This is a genomic window from Streptomyces europaeiscabiei (genome assembly GCF_001550375.1).
GTDB classification, from domain to species: Bacteria; Actinomycetota; Actinomycetes; order Streptomycetales; family Streptomycetaceae; genus Streptomyces; species Streptomyces europaeiscabiei.
The window spans coordinates 1-18,846 of record NZ_LRTR01000928.1; the positions used below are offsets into that span (position 1 = coordinate 1).

Sequence of the window (18,846 nt, forward strand, 5' to 3'; positions counted from 1 at the left end):
GCCGGACCGGCGGCGCAGGACCGCCGGGGCCGTCTCGCGCAGCCCGAGGGACAGCAGGACGACGACCACCGCGCCCGCCCCGGAGATGTACATGGCGGCCTGCAGGCCCCAGGTGTCCGACGCCCACCCGGCGATCACCGGGGCGAGGAAGCCGCCCGCGAGTTCACCGATGCCCATGACCAGTCCCAGCGCGGTGGCGAGCGCGCCGCGGGGCACCGTCTCGGCGGGGATCGTCGCCATGAACAGGGTGAAGCAGCCCAGGCCCGTGTACGTGAGGAGGACGAGCACGCCGAGCAGCAGCGGGCTGCCCACGTACATCACGGCCAGCGGGCAGATGGCGGCGACGGCGGTGAACGCGATCAGGGTGGCCTTCCGTCCGAACCGGTCCGAGACGGCCGGGGTGAGGAAGCCCCAGATGACCCAGGCGACTCCGAAGCAGGTCATGACCGTGCTCATCGTGCCCGTCGAGAAACCCTTCACCGTGGTGAGGTACACCGGGGTGAAGGTGATGATGACGAAGAACCAGGTCATGTAGGCGCAGGAGATCAGCACGCACAGGACGATGTTGCGGTGCCCGAGGATCTCGCGGATCGTCGGTTTCCGGCCGGCCGCATCGGCCTCGTCGCCCGGTGCGGCCTTCGCGGCCGCCACGACGCCACCGGGCGGCACCTCCTTCACGGACCGCCAGATCCACAGGGCGAGCAGCAGGCCCGGGACGATGGTCACGAGGAACGCGGTGCGCCAGTGGTAGTGCTCCGCGACCCACACGACCACCAGGGGGCACAGGATCCCGCCGAGCAGGCCGGCCGAGGAACCCTGGAGCAGTCCCATGTTCAGCCCGCGCCGGTGCTCCTGGGACGCCTCGACCATCAGGGACTGCGCCGACGGCAGCACGGCACCCTCGGCCATTCCCATCAGGGCTCGCGCCACCAGCAGCGCCGCGAATCCCACTACCAGGCCGCCCACCGCCGAGAAGGCGGAGAACAGCAGCACGGCGGCGATGATGACGGGCTTGCGTCTGCCCAGGCGGTCCACCAGCCGGCCCGAGAACATGCCCGACAGCGCCCAGGCCAGGGCCAGCATGCCGGAGAGGGTGCCCAGTGCCGTGTTGGACAGGTGGAAGTCCTCGTTGATGAACGGGACGAGGAAGAGCAGGGCCTGCCGGTCGAAGAAGACGAAGCCGAAGGTGAGGAAGAGGATGAAGAGCAGTTTGTTCTCGTAGCGGCGCGCCGTGCGGTCCGTGCCACGGTCGGAGCCGGGCAGGGGAGTCGGGTCGAGCATCATTGCCTCGCTTGCGGGCTTGAGTGGTGTCCCTGAATGGCACGGGCGGCCGGACTCGTGGGGGAGTCGAGGGCAAGAGCGGCTGCCGGACGGTCGCCGCGCCCCTCAGCGCCGCCGGAGCGGCCTGCGGCGCTGTCTTCGTGCGCCGGGGCGCCCGTGCCGGAAGACCGCCGACCGGCGACTGGACGAAAGACGCACGGTCACGGGCGGAATTCCTGTCGGAAGGGTGCGCCCGGCGGAGCCGACGAGCTTGCCGTGGTGTGCACGGGTTCTTGTGAAGCCGGGCATGGCTGCCACGCCCGGCCGACTACACGTACCCGGTGGTACGCGCCTGCCGAGGGCTCACCCCGTATGCCGCCTTGAAGGTGTGGCTGAACTGGGCCGGGTCGGGATAGCCCCACCGGCTGCCCACGGCGCCGACCGGCAGATGGGCGAGCGCGGGGTCGGTGAGGTCGCGTCGGCATTGGGTGAGCCGCCGCTCCCGGATCCAGCCGGAGACGGTATGCCCCTGCTCGGCAAGGAGCTTGTACAGGTAGCGGCGGGAGATGTGGTGGGCGGCCGCGACCCGGTCCGGGCCCAGTTCGGGGTCGGCCAGCCGCTGCTCCATGTACGTGAAGATGCGCTGGCGGAGCACCTCCCGCCCGTCGGCCTCCAGACTGTGGGACGCGCGGCTGTGCTGTGCGAGCAGGGTGCCGACCAGGTCGACGGCGCTGTCGGCGACCTGGGGGGTGCCCAGGCACTCCAGCTCCCGCACCTGGTTGGCGAGGCCGCGCAGGAAGGGCTGGACCACCGGGCCGAGCCCTTCACGGCAGGAAATGGCGGTCGCGTTCAGGCGTGCCAGTTCCTGATCGCTCAGCCGGAGCAGGGCGCGGGGGAACATCAGCACGAGCATGCGGTACGGCAGATCGAAGTCGAGGCTGTACGGCCGACGCGTGTCGTACACAGCCAGCTCACCGGGGGCGAGCTCGGTTTGACGGTCTGCCTGGGCCAGTCGGCAGCGGCCCGCCAGTTGAAGGCTCACTTTGACGAAGTCGGGCTGGTCGGCCGCGATGTGCCGGGGAGTGTGGATGACCCCGTGCGGCTGTGCGGTCACGACGGACACCTGAACGGCGCCGAGGTGTGCGGTGTGCAGAGAGGCGTGGAAGTCGCGGGCCTCGCCCGGCAGAGCCTCCAACGGTACGAAGCTCCGTCGGACGGTCTCCCGCCAGAACTCGAAGCGCCCGGCGGACGTGTCGTTCCGTGGCGTCGTCATTGACGGCATGGTGGTCTCCTCAGCGGCTCGGGGGCCCCGCGGCTCGGGGCCCCCGGGTGACTCAGCCGAGTCCGTCCGCGCCGACCTGCACGGCGGACTCGTCGAGCAGGGCGTCGGAGACGGGTTGCGGCCGTCCGTTCAGGTCGAGGACCGGCGTGGCCTCCTTGTACCAGGACTCGATGACCGCGTTGCCCCAGAAGTCCCGGCGGCGGTCGTCCTTGACGTTCCAGCGATATGTCTCGTGGTCGGGGTCGCCGGTGTAGTAGTCGCTGGTGTAGATCTCGACCCGGTGGCCGTCGCAGTCGCGCAGGTAGAGGTAGAAGGCGTTGGAGACGCCGTGCCGGCCGGGACCGCGCTCGATGTGGTGTTCCTTGCGCAGGGCGCCGAAGATGTCGGCGCTGCGCAGGACCTGGTGGGATTCGTGGGTGGCCACCCCGAGGTGGTGCAGGCGTGGCCCGGCGCCGCCGGTGAAGGCGACGTCGTGGACGGTCTGCTTGCGGTACATCCAGGCCGCGTACAGCTCGTGTTCGTCGCCCTCGATGGTCTCCGAGCAGCCGAAGCCGAGGGACTGGTAGTGGGCGTAGGCGGCCGGGATGTCTGGAGTGCAGATGTTGAAGTGGTCCAGGCGGGCGATCTCGGCGCCGCGGCGGAGGTCGTAGCGCTGGATGAGGCGTTCGGCGCGGTCGATCTCGTGGAAGAACTCGACGGGGAAGCCCAGGGGGTCGATGACGCGGACGGCGTCGCCGATGCCGTGGGTGCCCTCGCCCTTCTTCACCCGCTTGACCGGGCGGCCGAGTTCGGCGAAGAACTTCTCCGCCTTGTCGACGTCCTCCGGGGTGCGGACCCGGTAGGAGAGGTGGTCCAGGGCGGCGATGTCGCCCTTGCGCAGCACCAGGGAGTGGTGGGTCAGTTCGTCGGTGCCGCGCAGGTACAGGGACCGGGCGTCCTCGTACTGGACGTGGAAGCCGAGCATGTCGACCCAGAACCAGCGGGCCGCGCCGAGGTCGGTGACGGCGAGCTGGGCATAGGCGGAGCGGATGACGTCAGGTGCCGGGGTGTTCATGAAGCGGCTCCGAAACGGGGCGTGTGGACGTCACCGAGGGCGACGTGGACGATCTTCGATTCGGTGTAGAAGTCGATGGAGTGCGCGCCGCCCTCGCGGCCGACGCCGGAGGCCTTGACCCCGCCGAAGGGGGTGCGCAGGTCGCGGACGTTGTGGGAGTTGATCCAGATCATTCCCGAGTCGACGGCATGGGCGATGCGGTGGCCGCGCTTGAGGTTCGAGGTCCAGATGTAGGCGGCGAGACCGAACGGGGTGGCGTTGGCCAGCTCGATCGCCTCGGCCTCGTCGTCGAACGGAGCGACGGCGACGACGGGGCCGAAGATCTCCTCCTGGAAGATGCGGGCGTCGCGTTCGACGTCGGCGAAGACGGTGGGCTGGAGGTAGTTGCCGTCCGGCAGGTGGTCGGGGCGGGTGCCGCCCGCGACGAGGCGGGCCTCCTTCTTGCCGATCTCGACGTAGTTCAGGACCCGCGCGTAGTGCTCCGGGTGGACCAGTGCGCCGACCTCCGTGGCGGGGTCGGCGGGCAGCCCGACGCGGACGTTCGCCGCCCGTTCGGCCAGTCGCCGGGTGAACTCCTCGTACAACGGGCGCTCGACGAGGACCCGTGAACCGGCCGTGCAGCGCTCGCCGTTGAGGGAGAACACCCCGAACACGACCGAGTCGAGGGCGGCTTCCACATCGGCGTCGGCGAACACGACGGCCGGTGACTTGCCTCCCAGCTCCATGGAGGTGGTCTTCAGGTGCTGGGCGGACGAGCGGATGATGTGCCGGCCGGTGTCGGTCGACCCGGTGAAGGAGATCAGCGGCACGTCCGGATGGTCGACGAGTGCCTGGCCCGCCTCCTCGCCGATGCCGTGCACGATGTTCACCACCCCCGCAGGGACGCCGGCCTCGGCGAAGATCTCCGGCCACAGGGACGCGGACAGCGGGGTCCACTCGGCGGGCTTGAGGATCAGCGTGCATCCGGAGGCCAGGGCGGGGGCCAGCTTCCAGCTCTCCAGCATGAAGGGGGTGTTCCAGGGCGTGATCAGCCCGGCGACCCCGACCGGCCGGCGTACGACGTAGGAGAACTGTTCCTCGCCCTGCCGGAACGCCTCCTCGCCGAGCGCGACGATCACGTCCGCGAAATAGCGGAAGTTCTCCGCCGCCCGCCGGGCCTGCCCCTTCGCCTGGGTGATCGGCAGTCCGGAGTCGTAGGACTCGAAGGCGGCGAGCCGGTCGTGGCGGGCCTCGACGGCGTCGGCGATGCGGTACAGGGTGTTCGCGCGGGTCCGGTTGGACAGACCGGCCCACTGGGGGAACGCGGCGCCCGCCGCGGACACCGCGCGGTCGACGTCGCCCGCCGCACCGCGCGCGGCCTGCGTGTAGGGGGCGTTGGACACCGGATCGGAGACGTCGAACGTCCGCCCGTCGACGGAGTCGACGAGGTCACCGCCGATCCAGTGCCGGATGACCGAAGGCAGGTTCTCAGGGGTCACTTCTCGGTTCCGATCTGTGCGGTGAGGTCGCCGCCCTCCGCGAGCAGCGCGCGGATCTTGGACAGACCCTGCTCGGTGGGGGAGACCAGCGGCGGGCGGACGAAGTCCGAGGCGATGCGGCCCTGTTGGGCGAGCACCCACTTGGCGGGGGCGGGGTTGGTCTCGACGAACAGCAGGTCGACCAGCGGGTGCAGCCGGTAGTGCAGGTCACGCGCGGCGTCGAAGTCGCCCGCCTCCCACAGCTCGTACATCCGTGCCACGGCGGTCGGGGCCAGATTGGACACGGCCGACACGAACCCGGCACCGCCCAGCGCCAGCAGCGGCAGACACAGCAGCTCGATGCCCGACCACACCAGCAGTGAACGCCCGCACGCGTGCAGCACACGCGAGAAGTGCTCGAAGTCCTTCGTCGTCTCCTTGACCCCGACGAAGTTGTCGAAGTCGGAGAACAGCCGCTTCACCGTCTCCGGGTCGATGTCCACGGCGGTGCGGGAGGGCACGTTGTAGGCGACGATCGGCAGGTCGGGGAACTCCCGGGCCACCGTCGCGTACCACTGGTAGAGCGCCTCCTGCGTGGGGCGCGCGTAGTACGGCGTGATCACGAGAGCCGCGTCCGCACCCAACTCCCGGGCGGCAGCGGTGAGTTCGAGGGTCTCGTCGAGCTTGTGGGAACCGGTGCCGGGCAGGAACGGCACCCGGTCGCCGATCTCCGCCACCGCTGTACGCATGGCCGCGATCCGCTCGGCGACGCTCTGCGCGCTCGGCTCGCCGGTCGAACCGCCCAGCGAGATGCCGTGCGAGCCGGACTCGATCTGGAAGCGGATCAGGTCGCGCAGGCTGTCGTGGTCGACGGCGCCCGCCGCGGTGAACGGTGTGACGACCGGGGCGATGGACCCCCGGATACCCGACGGGTCGCTGCGGAACTTCATTGTGTCTCTCCCTTGCACCAGTTCTGGTAGGCGTCCCGCCAGGCCGGCCCCAGCGGATACAGGCCTTCGACGCTCTCGCCCGCCGCGACCCGCTCGGTGATGAAGCGCTCTTGGCGCTCCTGCTCCCGGCAGTCGACGATCAGTTCCTCGACGAGGTCCGGCGGGACGACGATCACGCCGTCGGAGTCCCCGACGATCAGGTCCCCGGGCTGGACCAGGGCGCCGCCGCAGGCGATCGGCACACCGGTGTCCCACGGGACGTGCCGGCGGCCGAGGACCGAGGGGTGGGTGCCGGCCGCGTACACCGGCAGGCCGAGGTCCGCGATGGCGGCGGCGTCGCGCACGGCACCGTCGGTGACGACGCCGGCCGCCCCGCGCTTGAGGGCCCTCAGCGCGAGGATGTCGCCGAGTGTGCCCGCGGTCGCGTCGCGGCGGGCGTCCATCACCAGGACATGACCGGGGCGCACCTCTTCGATCGCCCGCTTCTGGGCGTTCATGCCGGTGCCGTACCGCTTGAACAGGTCTTCGCGCAGCGGCAGATAGCGCAGCGTGTGGGCGACCCCCACCATCGCCCCGCCGTCGGATCCGACCGGTCGTACGCCGTCGACGGACATGTGCGGCAGGCCGCGTGCGCGCAGCTGGGCGCTGAGCGTGGCCACGGCGACCGAGCGCAGTCCGTCCGCGAGGCGCGGGTCGAGCAGCGGCTCCGGCAGGTAGGCCGAGCCGTAAGCCGACTCGCGCTCGGCCTGATCGCTCCTGGGCATGGCCCCGTAGGGGGCGAGCGGGTCGCCGTCGGCGATCGGGTTGCGCAGCCGCCCGGTGGACAGCTCCCCGCACGTGACCTCGACCTCGACGAGGTCACCGGGGCGGACGACCGAAGCGCCGGCCGGCGTACCGGTGAGGATCACGTCCCCGGGCTCCAGGGTGACCAGCCGGGACAGGTCCGCGACCAGCTGCCCGAAGGGAAACAGCAGCGTGTCCGTCGTGTCGTCCTGCACCAGCTCGCCGTTGACCCAGGTGCTCAGCCGCAGCCCGGCCGGGTCGACCTCGCGGGCGTCCAGCAGCCGTGGCCCCAGGGGCGTGAACCCGTCGGCGCCCTTGGAGCGGAGGTTGGAGCCCCGGTCGGCGTACCGCAGGTCGTACACGCCCGCGTCGTTTGCGGCCGTCACCCAGCGGACGTACGACCAGCCGTCCTCCGGTGCCACGCGCTGGGCACGCGAGCCGATGACGAGGGCGATCTCCCCCTCGAACCCGAGGAGTTCACAGCCCGCCGGCCGGACGATCGCTTCCCTGGTGCCCGCCAGTGACGACGGCGGCTTGAGGAAGTAGGACGGCTGGGCGGGGACACGGCCCCGTTCCTTGGCTCGGCTGGGGTAGTTGAGGTGAACGGCGATGATCTTCGATGGGGGATTCCCCAGCGGGTGCGTCATCAGGAACGCTCCAGGCTGTGCTGATTCAAGAAGTCCTGCACCTTGGCCTTGTACGGCTCGCGGTCGTAGGACTTCACGTACGCGCCGGCCATGCGGACCGGGTCGCCGAAGAAGTAGTACTCGTACAGCGCCTGGCGGCTGGAGAACGCGGAGATGCAGGTGTCCCACACGAGCCGGAACAGCCTGACGCGCTCGGGGCCGGTCAGGGTCGCGGACTGCAGGTACGCCTCGATGTCCTCGGCGGCCGGGCCGTTGATGTCGAGCTCGGTCGGGGTGGCCATCAGGCCGGAGGCACCGAGCTTGCGCAGGATCTGCGGGAAGCGCTGGTAGAGCTTGGGGTAGAGGTTGCGGGCCGCGTTGAGCGGGGCGAAGGCCGGGGTGAGCACGCCGTACTCGTTGACCTGGGCGTCGGCCTCGGCGGCGCGCAGGAAGGCGCGGAGCATCTCCAGCGTGGTGATGATCTCGGCGATGTCCTCCTGCACGTGCTGGAACTGCTCGATGCCGATGGCCTCGGTGAGCAGCGTCACCAGGCCGAGGATGTACTCGGTCTTGGCGGTGGTGCGGGTGACGACCTGGTGGGTCATGTGCACCACGGACGAGGTCTGCGAGTAGAAGCCGTTGCACAGTTCGGCGTCGCCGATGGCGAAACACCGCTCGTAGGGCACGTGCACGTCGTCGAAGACGACCACGCAGTCCGACTCCTCGAAGCGCGAGCCGAGAGGGTGGTCGTGGTGCGGCCGGTCGTAGTCGAGGGGCTCGCGGGCGACGTAGCGCAGACCGGGGGCGTCGTTGGGGATGGCGAAGGCGTACGAGTACGGCCTGTCCTCGGGGGTGCCGCGCAGCACGGTCGAGGGGAACACGAGCATCTCGTCGGCGAAGGGTGCGATGGTGGCGAGCATGCGCGCGCCCCGGATCACGATGCCGTTGTCGTCCTCCTTCACGATCCGCGCGGCGAGCTTGCCGCCCGCCTGCTGGGTGCCCGCGACGGAGCGGTTGACCTGCGGCGGGATCAGCGTGTGCGTGCACAGAAGGTCCTCCTCGCGGACCTTCTCGTAGTAGCGCAGGACGTTCTCGCCGAAGGCCGGGTTGGCCTGGGCGAACCAGTCGGCGGCCGAGGCGAGCGCCATCAGCGAGCTGTTCATGTAGTCGCCGGTGCGGCCCAGCATGCCGTTGCTGTGGTCGGCCCACACCTTGAACGCCTTGCGCCGCTTGACCAGGTCCTCAGGGGTCTTCGGGGTGAGGAAGGAGGTGCCGACCGGCTCGCCGGACGTGGGCGAGGTGTAGGTCAGGACGTCCTTGTGCTCGGCGGAGTGCTGGAGGTCGTACAACTCGGCGTAGGTACGCACCACGTTGCGGAAGGCCGGGTGGTCCTGGATTCCGCCGGTGACGGTCTCGCCCTGGATGTGGACGGTGGGGCGGGAGGCGGAGAGTCGCTCGAGGTATTCCTTGCCGGTGCGTGCGGCCATGTTCGTGCTCCTGAGATGTGGGTGGTCCGGGAGAGGGCAGGTCAGATGAGGTGTTCGATGCCGTCGGTGGCCTCGGCCGCGGTACCGAATCGGCTCCAGGCGTAGGTGAGCGCGTCGCCGTCGCGGTGGCCGAGGTCGGTGACGCGGCCGAGGACGAGGGTGTGGTCGCCGCCGTCGTAGGCGCGCCAGGGCTCGCACTCGACCCAGGCGAGAGGATGGGCGAGGCGCGGGACGCGGGCGTCGGCCACCCAGCGGGGCTCGGCCGCACCCTGGACACCGGCGAACTGCCGGGCCACCGACTCCTGCTCGGCACCGAGGATGTTCACGCAGAACGGCCGGTCGAGCAGCTGGTCGTGACAGCGGGCCCGTCGGGCCACGCTGATCAGCACCAGCGGTGGCTCGGCCGAGACGCAGGTGAAGGAGTTCATGGTGGCGCCGCGCGGTCCGTCGTCTCCTTCGTACGTCACGACGGTGACACCGGTGGCGAAGCGGGACATGCAGGCGCGCAGGGCGCCGGGGCTCGGGGGAGCGAGGGCTTCGGGCATGGGTGACTCCCTGGGCAAGGCAAGGCAAGGCCCGGCCGGGCATCGAGGGGATACGCGGCCGTGATCCGACTGGTGTCGCGAGGGGGTGAATGGGGATGTAAGCGGACCAAAGCATGTAATCAATGCTTTGATTAATTCGGGACCGTACCCCCGGGAACCTGGCTTGGGAACCCCCGACGGCGAAGTTTCTGCTGCTCGCCGGGAACCTTGCGAAGGCGGCAGCCGACACATCCTTGTGACACAGCGGACCAGGCGGCAGGCGGCAGGCGGACGCCGACGCAGGGAGAGCCGTGAGCGGACGGACCGCCGGCGGGGCCTACGGCCTAGACTCCGGATGTGCCCCAGGACCAGCCGGACAACGAACAACTGCACTTCTGGTCGTTCATCGACCACGCGATCTCGCACACCACCCGGGACCTTCCGGACCTGGACCCGCTCGCCATGCGGCTGGTGCTCACCCTCCACCGCGCCGCGAACATGCTGGTCTACGATCTGGAATCCACTGTCCATCGACCACGCGGGTGGTCCTGGGCCGGCTTCCGGGTGCTCTTCGCGGTCTGGCTGACCGGGACGGTCGAGGCCAAGAAGGTTGCCGAGCTGTCCGGGATGAGCCGTGCCGCCGTCTCCGCGTTGGTCGCCACACTGGAGCGGGACGGCCTCCTCTCCAAGGAGCGCGCCCCGCACGACAAGCGTGCCGTTCACCTCGCCCTGACCGCGCAGGGCCGGGAAGCGATCAGTGAGGCCTTCCGCGAGCACAACGCGCGTGAGCAGGAGTGGGCGGGCTCTCTGAGCAGGGAGGAACAGGAAACGTTGATCGCCCTGCTCGAAAAGCTGACAGCGCACTCAGTGCACTTCGAAGCGCGTCATCGCGCGTGAAGCAGCCGCCGAATGGATCACCGCACGACATCGCCGCCGGCCAGGAACCACCAACCCCCACCTGCCGGCCGGCCGGCAGTCCGCCATGTACGTCGGCCACCCGCCGATCAGCACCAGCATGTTCGACCACGCTTCCTGCGGGTCGCATCGGTCCACGACCGTGCCCGTGCGAGCCGGTCGAGTTCGTCGACGATCTTCTGTGCCTCACGGCTGATCTTCAGTAGTCCGGGATCTGGGGTCGCTTTCCAGATCCGTTCCGGCACCGGGAAGAGTTCGAGTTGAGTGCGCAGGGAGGCGCCCGCCCTCTCCCCTCGCCGACGCGTAACGTGAAGCAGCATGAAGATCCCCGTCACCGCTGCACGTTTCACCGCATGATGTCGCAAAGTGCTGTCATCAGCTGGACAATAAGCCTCTGACCTGCGAGGGAACGGACCCGCATGAAGATCCTCATCAGCGCCGACATGGAGGGCGCCACCGGTGTCACCTGGCCGGCCGACGTGCTGCCGGGGACACCGCAGTGGGAGCGGTGTCGTTCGATGTTCACCTCGGATGTGAACGCCGCCGTGCTCGGCTTCTTCCACGGCGGGGCCGACGAGGTGCTGATCAACGAGGCGCACTGGACGATGCGCAATCTGCTGCTGGAGGAGCTGGACGAGCGCGCGCAGATGTTGACCGGGCGGCACAAGGCGCTGTCCATGGTGGAAGGCGTGCAGCACGGGGACGTGGACGGGATCGCGTTCGTGGGCTACCACGCGGGCGCGGGGATGGAGGGCGTTCTCGCCCACACCTACCTCGCCAACTCGATCACCGGGGTGTGGGTGAACGACGAGCGGGCCAGCGAGGGGCTGCTCAACTCGCATGTCGTGGCCGAGTACGGGGTACCGGTGGTGCTGGTGACTGGCGACGACGTGGCTTGCGAGGACGCCCTGGGGTACGCGCCCGAGGCGCTCAAAGTGGCGGTCAAGGACCATGTGTCGCGGTACGCGGCGGTGTGCCGCACGCCGGCGAGGACGGCCGCCGACATCCGCGCGGCGGCGAAGGAGGCGGCCGCGCTCGCGGTGCGTCACGAACCGGTCAGGGGCGGGCCGTTCACCGTGGCGCTGGAGTTCGACGCCGAGCACCTGGCGATGGCCGCGACCGTCGTGCCGGGCGTGGCCCGTACCGGTGAACGCAAGGTCGCGTACACCAGCCCGACCATGTACGAGGGAATCCGCACCTTCAAGGCGGTCACCACGATCGTCTCGGCCGCGGTGGAGGAGACTTATGGCTGAGTCCGCGAAGCCCGAGAGGACTGCGAAGCCCGAGAGGACTGCGGAGCCCGAGAGGACTGCGGAGCCCGAGAGGACTGCCGGGCGCGTGACGGGCCGGGCACAGGCCGGGATCATGGAGCAGCAGGCACTGGACGAGGTCGTCCGTTTCACCTCCGACCTCATCCGTCTCGACACCACCAACCGCGGTGGCGGGGACTGCCGGGAGCGGCCCGCCGCCGAGTACGCAGCCGCGCTGCTGGCCGAGGCGGGCCTGGAGCCGACGCTGCTTGAGCGCACCGAGGGCCGTACGAACGTCGTGGCGCGGATCGAGGGCACCGACCCGTCGGCGGACGCGCTGCTCGTGCACGGCCATCTGGACGTGGTGCCCGCACAGGCGGCGGACTGGAGCGTGCACCCGTTCTCCGGGGAGGTCCGCGACGGTGTGGTGTGGGGCCGGGGCGCGGTCGACATGAAGAACATGGACGCGATGATCCTCGCGGTCGCCCGGCACTGGGCGCGCACGGGCGTACGGCCCCGCAGGGACGTCGTGATCGCGTTCACCGCCGACGAGGAGGCGAGTGCCGAGGACGGTTCCGGGTTCCTCGCCGACCAGCACCCGGGGCTCTTCGAGGGCTGCACCGAGGGCATCAGCGAGTCGGGGGCGTTCACCTTCCACGACGGCGCGGGCCGACAGATCTACCCGATCGCGGCAGGGGAGCGCGGCACCGGCTGGCTGAAGCTCACCGCGCACGGCCGGGCCGGCCACGGCTCCAAGGTGAACCGGGCCAACGCGGTGACCCGGCTGGCGGCGGCGATCGCCCGGATCGGCGCGCACGAGTGGCCGCTCCGGCTCACCCCGACCGTCCGCGCGGCCCTCACCGAACTCGCCGCGCTGTACGGCGTCGAGGCCGACCTCGACGACCAGGGCGGCGTCGACCGGCTGCTCGACAAGCTCGGTCCGGCCGCCGCCCTGGTCGAGGCGACCGTGCGCAACAGCGCCAACCCGACCATGCTGGACGCCGGTTACAAGATCAATGTGATTCCGGGGGAGGCCGCCGCCCGCGTGGACGGGCGGTACCTGCCCGGAGGCGAGGACGAGTTCCGGGAAACCCTCGACCGGCTCACCGGGCCCGATGTGGAGTGGGAGTTCGAGCACCGGGAGGTGGCCCTCCAGGCGCCGGTGGACTCGGTGACGTACGCGCGGATGCGGGCCGCCGTGGAGGAGTTCGCGCCCGAGGGACACGTGGTGCCGTACTGCATGCCGGGCGGCACGGACGCCAAGCAGTTCTCGCGCCTCGGCATCACCGGCTACGGCTTCTCGCCGCTGAAGCTCCCGGAGGGCTTCGACTACGCGGCGCTCTTCCACGGGGTCGACGAGCGCGTCCCCGTGGAGGCGCTCCACTTCGGCGTCCGCGTTCTCGACCGCTTCCTGCGGACGGCCTGAGCGATGGCACACGGGGGACCAAGGGAAATGGGGGACAAGGTGCAGACCCTGGCGTACGGTTCGTGGCCCTCGCCGATCGGGGCGGCGCTCGCCGCCGCGCACGACGGGCATCCCGAGTTCGTGGGCTTCGTCGGCGACGAGGTGTGGTGGACCGAGCCCCGGCCCACCGAGGGCGGCCGGCGCACCCTGGTGCGGCGCACGGCCGACGGCACGGAGGAGTCGGTGCTGCCGGCCCCGTGGAACGTGCGCAGCCGGGTCATGGAGTACGGCGGCCAGCCCTGGGCCGGCGTCATGCGGGACACCGGCCCCCTCGTGGTCTTCGTGAACCATGCCGACCAGCGTCTCTACCGGTACGAACCGGGTGGCGCCCCCGTCCCGCTCACTCCGGTGTCGTCCCTGGGCGGCGGCCTGCGCTGGGTGGACCCGCAGCCCCATCCGGAGCGCGACGAGGTGTGGTGCGTCCTGGAGGAGTTCACCGGGGACGGGCCCACCGACGTACGGCGGGTCGTCGCCGCGGTGCCGCTGGACGGCTCGGCGGCAGAGGACCGGGACGCCGTACGCGACCTCACCGACGACAGCCGGCGGTTCGTCACCGGCCCTCGCCTCTCGCCCGACGGCCGCCGCGCCGCGTGGCTGGCCTGGGACCATCCGCTCATGCCGTGGGACGGCACGTCGCTGCTCGTCGCCGAGGTGACCGAGGACGGCCTGCTGGGCGAGGCCCGGACCGTCGCGGGCGGCCCGGAGGAGTCGGTCGCCCAGGTCGAGTGGGCCGCCGACGGTACCCTCGTCCACTCCAGCGACACCACCGGCTACTGGAACCTCTACCGCCTCGACCCCGACGGCGGTGACCGTACGGCTCTCTGCGCCCGGGAGGAGGAGTTCGGCGGGCCGCTGTGGAAGGTCGGCCAGCGCTGGTTCGCGCTGCTGGACGACGGGCTCGCCGCCGTGGTGCACGGGCGGGGCGCCACCGCGCTCGGCATCCTCGACCTGGACACCGGCCAGGTCGTCGACGTGGACGGACCGTGGACCGAGTTCGCCCCCTCCCTCGCCGTGCACGACGGCCGGGTCGTCGGCATCGGGGCCAGTCCGCGCAGCGCGTACGAGGTGGTCGAGCTGGACGCGGCCACCGGCGACACCCGCGTGATCGGCGCCGCGCACGACGACCCGGTCGACCCCGCCCACTATCCCGAACCCCAGATCCGCTCCTTCCTCGGCCCCGCCGGACGCGAGATCCACGCGCACATCTACCCGCCGCACCACCCCGGCTGCGTCGCCTTCAGCACCGAGCTGCCGCCGTACGTCGTCTGGGCGCACGGCGGGCCCACCAGCCGGGCGCCCCTGGTCCTCGACCTGGCGATCGCCTACTTCACCTCACGCGGCATCGGGGTCGCCGAGGTCAACTACGGGGGGTCCACCGGGTACGGGCGGGAGTACCGCAACCGGCTGCGCGAGCAGTGGGGTGTCGTGGACGTCGAGGACTGCGCGGCGGTGGCCCTCGCCCTCGCCGACGAGGGCACCGCCGACCGGACCAGGCTCGCCATCAGGGGCGGCAGCGCGGGTGGCTGGACCGCCGCCGTGTCCCTCACCACGACCGACGTCTACGCCTGCGGAACCATTTTGTATCCCGTCCTCGACCTCACGAACTGGGGGGCGGGGGACACGCACGACTTCGAGTCCCAGTACCTGGAGAGCCTGGTGGGGCCGCTGGCACAGGAGCCGATGCGGTATGTGGAGCGTTCGCCCACCGAGCACGCCGACCGGATCACCGCGCCCTTCCTGCTGCTCCAGGGCCTCGACGACGTGATCTGCCGGCCCGCGCAGTGCGACCGTTTCCTGGCCAGGATGGAGGAGCGGCGGGTGCCGCACGCGTACATCGCCTTCGAGGGGGAGGGACACGGCTTCCGCCGGGCGGAGACGACGGTGCGCGTCCTGGAGGCGGAGCTGTCGCTGTACGCGCAGGTCTTCGGGTTGAATCCTCCAGGAATCCCTACTCTGGAGCTCACCAAGTGACACCACTGACCAGACCCGCCCGTCTCACCCCCGGTGCCCGTGTGGCCGTCGTCGCGCCCAGCGGCCCGGTGGTCGAGGAGCGGCTCGGTGCCGGGCTGGACATTCTGCGCGGCTGGGACCTCGACCCCGTCGTCGCACCGCACACACTCGACCGGCACCCGCAGTTCCCCTACCTCGCGGGCTCGGACGCCGACCGCGCCGCCGACTTCCAGGCCGCCTGGTGCGACCCGTCCGTGTCCGCCGTGCTGTGTGCCCGCGGCGGCTACGGCGTCCAGCGCATGGTCGACCTGCTCGACTGGGACGCCATTCGCGCGGCGGGCCCCAAGACACTCGTCGGGTTCAGCGACATCACCGCACTTCACGAGGCGTTCGCCACCCGCGCCGGACTGGTCACCCTGCACGGACCCATGGCAGCGGGCGTCGACTTCGTCAAGAACACCCGGGCCCAGGACCACCTGCGCGCCACCCTGTTCGCCCCCGAGACGGTCCGCACGATCCGGGCCGCCGAAGGAAGCACCGCCCTGATACCCGGCCGCGCCCGGGGCGTCCTCCTCGGCGGCTGCCTCTGTCTGCTCGCCGCCGAACTCGGCAACCCCCACGCCCGCCCCTCCGCCCGGGGCGCCCTCCTCTGCCTGGAGGACGTCGGCGAGGAGACCTATCGCCTGGACCGCTACCTCACCCAGCTCCTGCGCGCGGGTTGGCTCGACGGCGTGGCCGGCGTCGTCCTCGGCTCGTGGGCGGAATGCGACCCGTACGAGAAGGTGCGGGCGCTGCTCGTGGACCGGATCGGCGGGGTCGGGGTACCGGTGGTGGAGGAGTTCGGATTCGGGCACGGGGAGGGGGCGCTGACCATCCCGTTCGGGGTGATGGCGGAGCTGGACACCGAGGCGGGGACGTTGACGCTGGACGAGCCGGCGCTGACCTGACAGCCCTCCGCCGGAGCAAGGCGGGGCAATCTTGGGCAACCCGGGGAGCCTCCCATCAGGCGCGTCCCGGCGGCTCGCGTCATCCTGGAGGTATGAGCCCGAAGACAACGGAACGGGTCGGGACGCACAGGCGGAAGCGATGGGGTGATCTGCTGACGCCCGGCAGGGTCGTCGTGGGTGTACTCGCGGTGCTCGCGCTCGTCTTCATCTTCCAGAACACCCAGAACACCGAGATCCGGCTGCTGGTCACCGAGGTCACCATGCCACTGTGGATGGCGCTGCTGGGGACGGCCCTGGTCGGGGCGTTGTGCGGGGCGTTCTTCATGAGACGGCGCAGGTGATGCCTGCGCCGTGATGCCTGCGTTGTGGCCCGTGCGTTGTGGCCCGTGTGCTGGGGCCCGTGCGCCGTGACGCCTGCGCCGTGACGCCTGCGCCGTGACGCCTGCGCCGTGACGCCTGCGCCGACGTACCGTGGCGGGGTGTCCGAGAATGTTCGTCACCTCATCGAAGGCCCCCGCGTCGGGATACGGCACTTCACGCCCGACGACGGATCCGAGTTCACCGCGCGGGTGCGGGAAAGCAGGGATCTGCACCATCCGTGGCTGTTCCCGCCGGCCACGCCCGCCGCGTACGCCGCGTACGCGGGGCGGCTCATCGAGGATCCGACGAAGGCCGGATTCCTGGTGTGTGAGCGCGACGGCGGGGCGATCGCCGGGTTCGTCAACATCAACAACATCGTGGAGGGCGGCTTCCAGAGCGGCGCCCTCGGCTACGGGGCCTTCGCGCATGCCGCCGGGCGGGGGCTGATGGGCGAAGGGCTCGGACTGGTCGTCGAATACGCGTTCAATTTCATGGGGCTGCACCGGCTGGAGATCAATGTGCAGCCCCAGAACGCCGCCTCCATCGCGCTCGCCCAACGGTGCGGGTTCCGGCTGGAGGGGTTCTCGCCGGACTTCCTGTTCATCGACGGGGCGTGGCGGGACCACCAGCGGTGGGCGCTCACCGCGGAGATGAAACGCCGGGAGGACTGGCGGTCCGGGGGGTCCTAGGCGTGTGGGCGCGGCGGCGTCGTGGGCGGGAGCCCGGCGGAACGGGCCATTCACGCCCCGGCTGTCCTCACGTCGCGCAGGATGGGATCCATGCGGAACATCGTCGTCGTGGACGCCCCCTCGAACCTCGGCCTGCGGCCGCCCGCCCCGGGGACCGTGCCCGGTTGCCACAAGCTCGCCGGCGCGCTGCGGGAGCAGGGCATCGTGCGGCGGCTCGGGGCGCTGGAGGGCGGGGTCGTGGTGCCGCCGCGCTACGACCGCGGGGGCTGGCAGGAGGGCGACGGTGTCTTCAACGCCGCCGCGATCGCCTCGTACACGCGCAGGCTCGCCGACCGGATCGAGCGGCATGTCAGGGCCGGTGAGCTGCCCGTCGTCCTCGGCGGGGACTGTTCGATCCAGCTCGGCGCGTCGCTGGCGCTGCGGCGGATGGGGCGGTACGGGCTGGTCGCGATCGACGCGTCCGCCGACTTCCGTCATCCGGGGAACTCCGACCGGGTCGGGGCGGCCGGCGGCGAGGAACTGGCGCTCGCCACCGGGCGCGGTCAGGCGGACCTGACGGATCTCGAAGGGCTGGGTCCCTATCTGCGCGACGAGGACGTACGGCTCTTCGGCATCCGGGACGAGTTCGAGGACGACCGCAGCGAGCTGGCGGCGCTGAAGATCCCGGTCGTGACGGTCGGTGATCTGCGCACCTGGGGTGCGGACGATCTCGCCCGGGCCACCGCGCAGAGCTTCGAGACGCCCGAACCGGAAGGCTTCTGGGTGCACCTGGACGCCGACGTCCTCGACCCGTCCGTCATGCCCGCCGTCGACAGCCCCGACCCGGACGGACTCCTCCCCGACGAACTGACCGCGCTGCTGGGCCCGTTGGTTCGCTCACCGCACTGCGTCGGTCTCAACATCACCATCTACGACCCCGATCTGGACCCCGAGGGCACGGCGGGCGCACTGCTCACGGACATCGTCGTGAACGCCTTCGCCGGCGCGACCGCGACGGGGTGATCGGCCGCCGCCGGGTCGCGCCACCGGTCCCGTGTCCCGGGGATCATCCCGCCGCTCTGCGGTCCGCGTACTCGTAGACCGAACCGTCGGGATGGACCGCGATGAGGTTGCGGCCGACGGGGGTGGGGATCGGACCGGCCAGGACATGGGCACCGGAGGCGGTAAGAATCTGGTTGGCCTCGTCGACGTCCTCGACCGCGATGGTGGCGGTGACCTTCCGCAGGACCTCCAGCTCCGACTCCGGGCCGCTCATCAGCAGGAAGCAGCCGACGGCGGCGACTTGGACGCCACCGCGTTCGAAGCGCATCGCCGGTCCGCCCGAGAGTCTCTCGTAGAACGGGACCGCTGCTTCCAGGTCGTCGACGCAGATGCGGAGCGTGGTACCGAGAATCTCCATGTGCACGAGCCTAGTTGGGGTCGAGGGGGGGGACGGTGATCGGATTGCCGAGTGGGGCTGTTCCCACCCCCGTCCCCACTCCCGTCCCCGTCCCGTCCCCGTCTCGCGCCGTGTTACGTGGCTACGGGCCCGGGTACTCGGGTGCGATGGACCGCTTGGATCATCTGGAACATCTGGACAGGCATCTGGTCGACGAGTTGGCGCAGGTGGCCCGCGAGACCATCCGCGAGGAGCTGCGGCAACAGACCCGCAAGCAGCGGCGCAAGGCGGCGCTGTATGCCGCGTCCGGGGCGCTCGCCCTGTACGCGGGTGCCGCCCTGGCGCTGGCCCTGGGGCTGGCGCTCTCCCTGGCACTGCCCGACTGGGCCGCCGCGCTGATCACGGCCGTGGTGCTCGGCGTGGCGGCATATGTGCTGAGGGGCGCGGCGCGGCCTTCGGCGTCCGGGCC

Annotated in this window: 18 protein-coding genes; 9 read left to right on the forward strand and 9 right to left on the reverse strand. The window is 70.8% G+C overall.

Annotation, left to right across the window (positions count from 1 at the left end):
• From AWZ10_RS46700 to AWZ10_RS46735, 8 genes are all read right to left on the reverse strand, one after another.
• A partial coding sequence (locus AWZ10_RS46700; RefSeq protein ID WP_063809870.1) for an MFS transporter occupies nt 1-1,284 on the reverse strand: 1,284 nt, incomplete at its 3' end.
• A 304-nt stretch (nt 1,285-1,588) separates the two neighbouring features.
• On the reverse strand, nt 1,589-2,533 hold the full coding sequence (locus tag AWZ10_RS46705; protein ID WP_052769467.1) for an AraC-like ligand-binding domain-containing protein: 945 nt from the start codon (nt 2,531-2,533) through the stop codon (nt 1,589-1,591).
• Nucleotides 2,534-2,594: 61 nt separating this feature from the next.
• Complete coding sequence (gene hpaD / locus AWZ10_RS46710) at nt 2,595-3,596, reverse strand: 3,4-dihydroxyphenylacetate 2,3-dioxygenase (RefSeq protein WP_046702798.1); 1,002 nt, start codon at nt 3,594-3,596, stop codon at nt 2,595-2,597.
• A complete protein-coding gene (gene hpaE, locus AWZ10_RS46715) occupies nt 3,593-5,074 on the reverse strand; it encodes a 5-carboxymethyl-2-hydroxymuconate semialdehyde dehydrogenase (RefSeq protein WP_046702797.1) in 1,482 nt (493 codons plus the stop codon). Before hpaE ends, hpaD begins: the two co-directional genes overlap by 4 nt.
• The gene (gene dapA, locus AWZ10_RS46720) at nt 5,071-6,003 is read right to left on the reverse strand and encodes a 4-hydroxy-tetrahydrodipicolinate synthase (RefSeq protein WP_060894313.1); all 933 of its coding nucleotides are present in this window, start codon (nt 6,001-6,003) and stop codon (nt 5,071-5,073) included. The genes hpaE and dapA overlap by 4 nt, the downstream gene beginning before the upstream one ends.
• The gene (locus tag AWZ10_RS46725) at nt 6,000-7,433 is read right to left on the reverse strand and encodes a fumarylacetoacetate hydrolase family protein (protein WP_046702795.1); all 1,434 of its coding nucleotides are present in this window, start codon (nt 7,431-7,433) and stop codon (nt 6,000-6,002) included. The genes dapA and AWZ10_RS46725 overlap by 4 nt, the downstream gene beginning before the upstream one ends.
• Nucleotides 7,433-8,899: a 4-hydroxyphenylacetate 3-monooxygenase, oxygenase component gene (gene hpaB / locus AWZ10_RS46730; RefSeq protein ID WP_046702794.1), complete on the reverse strand. Its 1,467-nt coding sequence runs from the start codon at nt 8,897-8,899 to the stop codon at nt 7,433-7,435. Before hpaB ends, AWZ10_RS46725 begins: the two co-directional genes overlap by 1 nt.
• Nucleotides 8,900-8,940: 41 nt before the next feature.
• A complete protein-coding gene (locus AWZ10_RS46735; protein ID WP_046702793.1) occupies nt 8,941-9,444 on the reverse strand; it encodes a flavin reductase family protein in 504 nt (167 codons plus the stop codon).
• Nucleotides 9,445-9,780: 336 nt separating this feature from the next.
• On the opposite strand from AWZ10_RS46735, the gene AWZ10_RS46740 reads away from it, so the two are divergent.
• From AWZ10_RS46740 to AWZ10_RS46775, 8 genes are all read left to right on the forward strand, one after another.
• Nucleotides 9,781-10,320, forward strand: a complete 540-nt coding sequence (locus AWZ10_RS46740) for a MarR family winged helix-turn-helix transcriptional regulator (protein ID WP_046702792.1) — start codon at nt 9,781-9,783, stop codon at nt 10,318-10,320.
• Between the two features lie 437 nt (nt 10,321-10,757).
• The gene (locus AWZ10_RS46745; protein ID WP_037703970.1) at nt 10,758-11,591 is read left to right on the forward strand and encodes a M55 family metallopeptidase; all 834 of its coding nucleotides are present in this window, start codon (nt 10,758-10,760) and stop codon (nt 11,589-11,591) included.
• A gap of 109 nt (nt 11,592-11,700) precedes the next feature.
• Nucleotides 11,701-13,014, forward strand: a complete 1,314-nt coding sequence (locus AWZ10_RS46750; protein ID WP_046702816.1) for a M20/M25/M40 family metallo-hydrolase — start codon at nt 11,701-11,703, stop codon at nt 13,012-13,014.
• Nucleotides 13,015-13,041: 27 nt separating this feature from the next.
• Nucleotides 13,042-15,024 carry a S9 family peptidase gene (locus AWZ10_RS46755; RefSeq protein ID WP_060894314.1) on the forward strand — a complete coding sequence of 661 codons (1,983 nt, stop codon included), beginning with the start codon at nt 13,042-13,044 and terminating at the stop codon, nt 15,022-15,024.
• Nucleotides 15,021-15,950 carry a S66 peptidase family protein gene (locus AWZ10_RS46760; RefSeq protein ID WP_046702790.1) on the forward strand — a complete coding sequence of 310 codons (930 nt, stop codon included), beginning with the start codon at nt 15,021-15,023 and terminating at the stop codon, nt 15,948-15,950. The genes AWZ10_RS46755 and AWZ10_RS46760 overlap by 4 nt, the downstream gene beginning before the upstream one ends.
• Before the next feature lie 92 nt (nt 15,951-16,042).
• The gene (locus AWZ10_RS46765; protein ID WP_046702789.1) at nt 16,043-16,291 is read left to right on the forward strand and encodes a lipopolysaccharide assembly protein LapA domain-containing protein; all 249 of its coding nucleotides are present in this window, start codon (nt 16,043-16,045) and stop codon (nt 16,289-16,291) included.
• A 138-nt stretch (nt 16,292-16,429) separates the two neighbouring features.
• Nucleotides 16,430-16,999, forward strand: a complete 570-nt coding sequence (locus tag AWZ10_RS46770; protein ID WP_046702788.1) for a GNAT family N-acetyltransferase — start codon at nt 16,430-16,432, stop codon at nt 16,997-16,999.
• 90 nt (nt 17,000-17,089) lie between these two features.
• Nucleotides 17,090-18,001 (forward strand): arginase family protein, encoded by a 912-nt coding sequence (locus AWZ10_RS46775; protein ID WP_046702787.1) that lies wholly within the window; start codon nt 17,090-17,092, stop codon nt 17,999-18,001.
• Between the two features lie 43 nt (nt 18,002-18,044).
• Here the strand turns inward: AWZ10_RS46775 and AWZ10_RS46780 are convergent, their stop codons facing one another.
• Nucleotides 18,045-18,398: a VOC family protein gene (locus AWZ10_RS46780; protein WP_046702786.1), complete on the reverse strand. Its 354-nt coding sequence runs from the start codon at nt 18,396-18,398 to the stop codon at nt 18,045-18,047.
• 146 nt (nt 18,399-18,544) lie between these two features.
• Between AWZ10_RS46780 and AWZ10_RS46785 the strand changes: the two genes are divergently transcribed.
• On the forward strand, nt 18,545-18,846 hold a 302-nt coding region (locus tag AWZ10_RS46785; RefSeq protein ID WP_208618678.1), incomplete at its 3' end, for a phage holin family protein.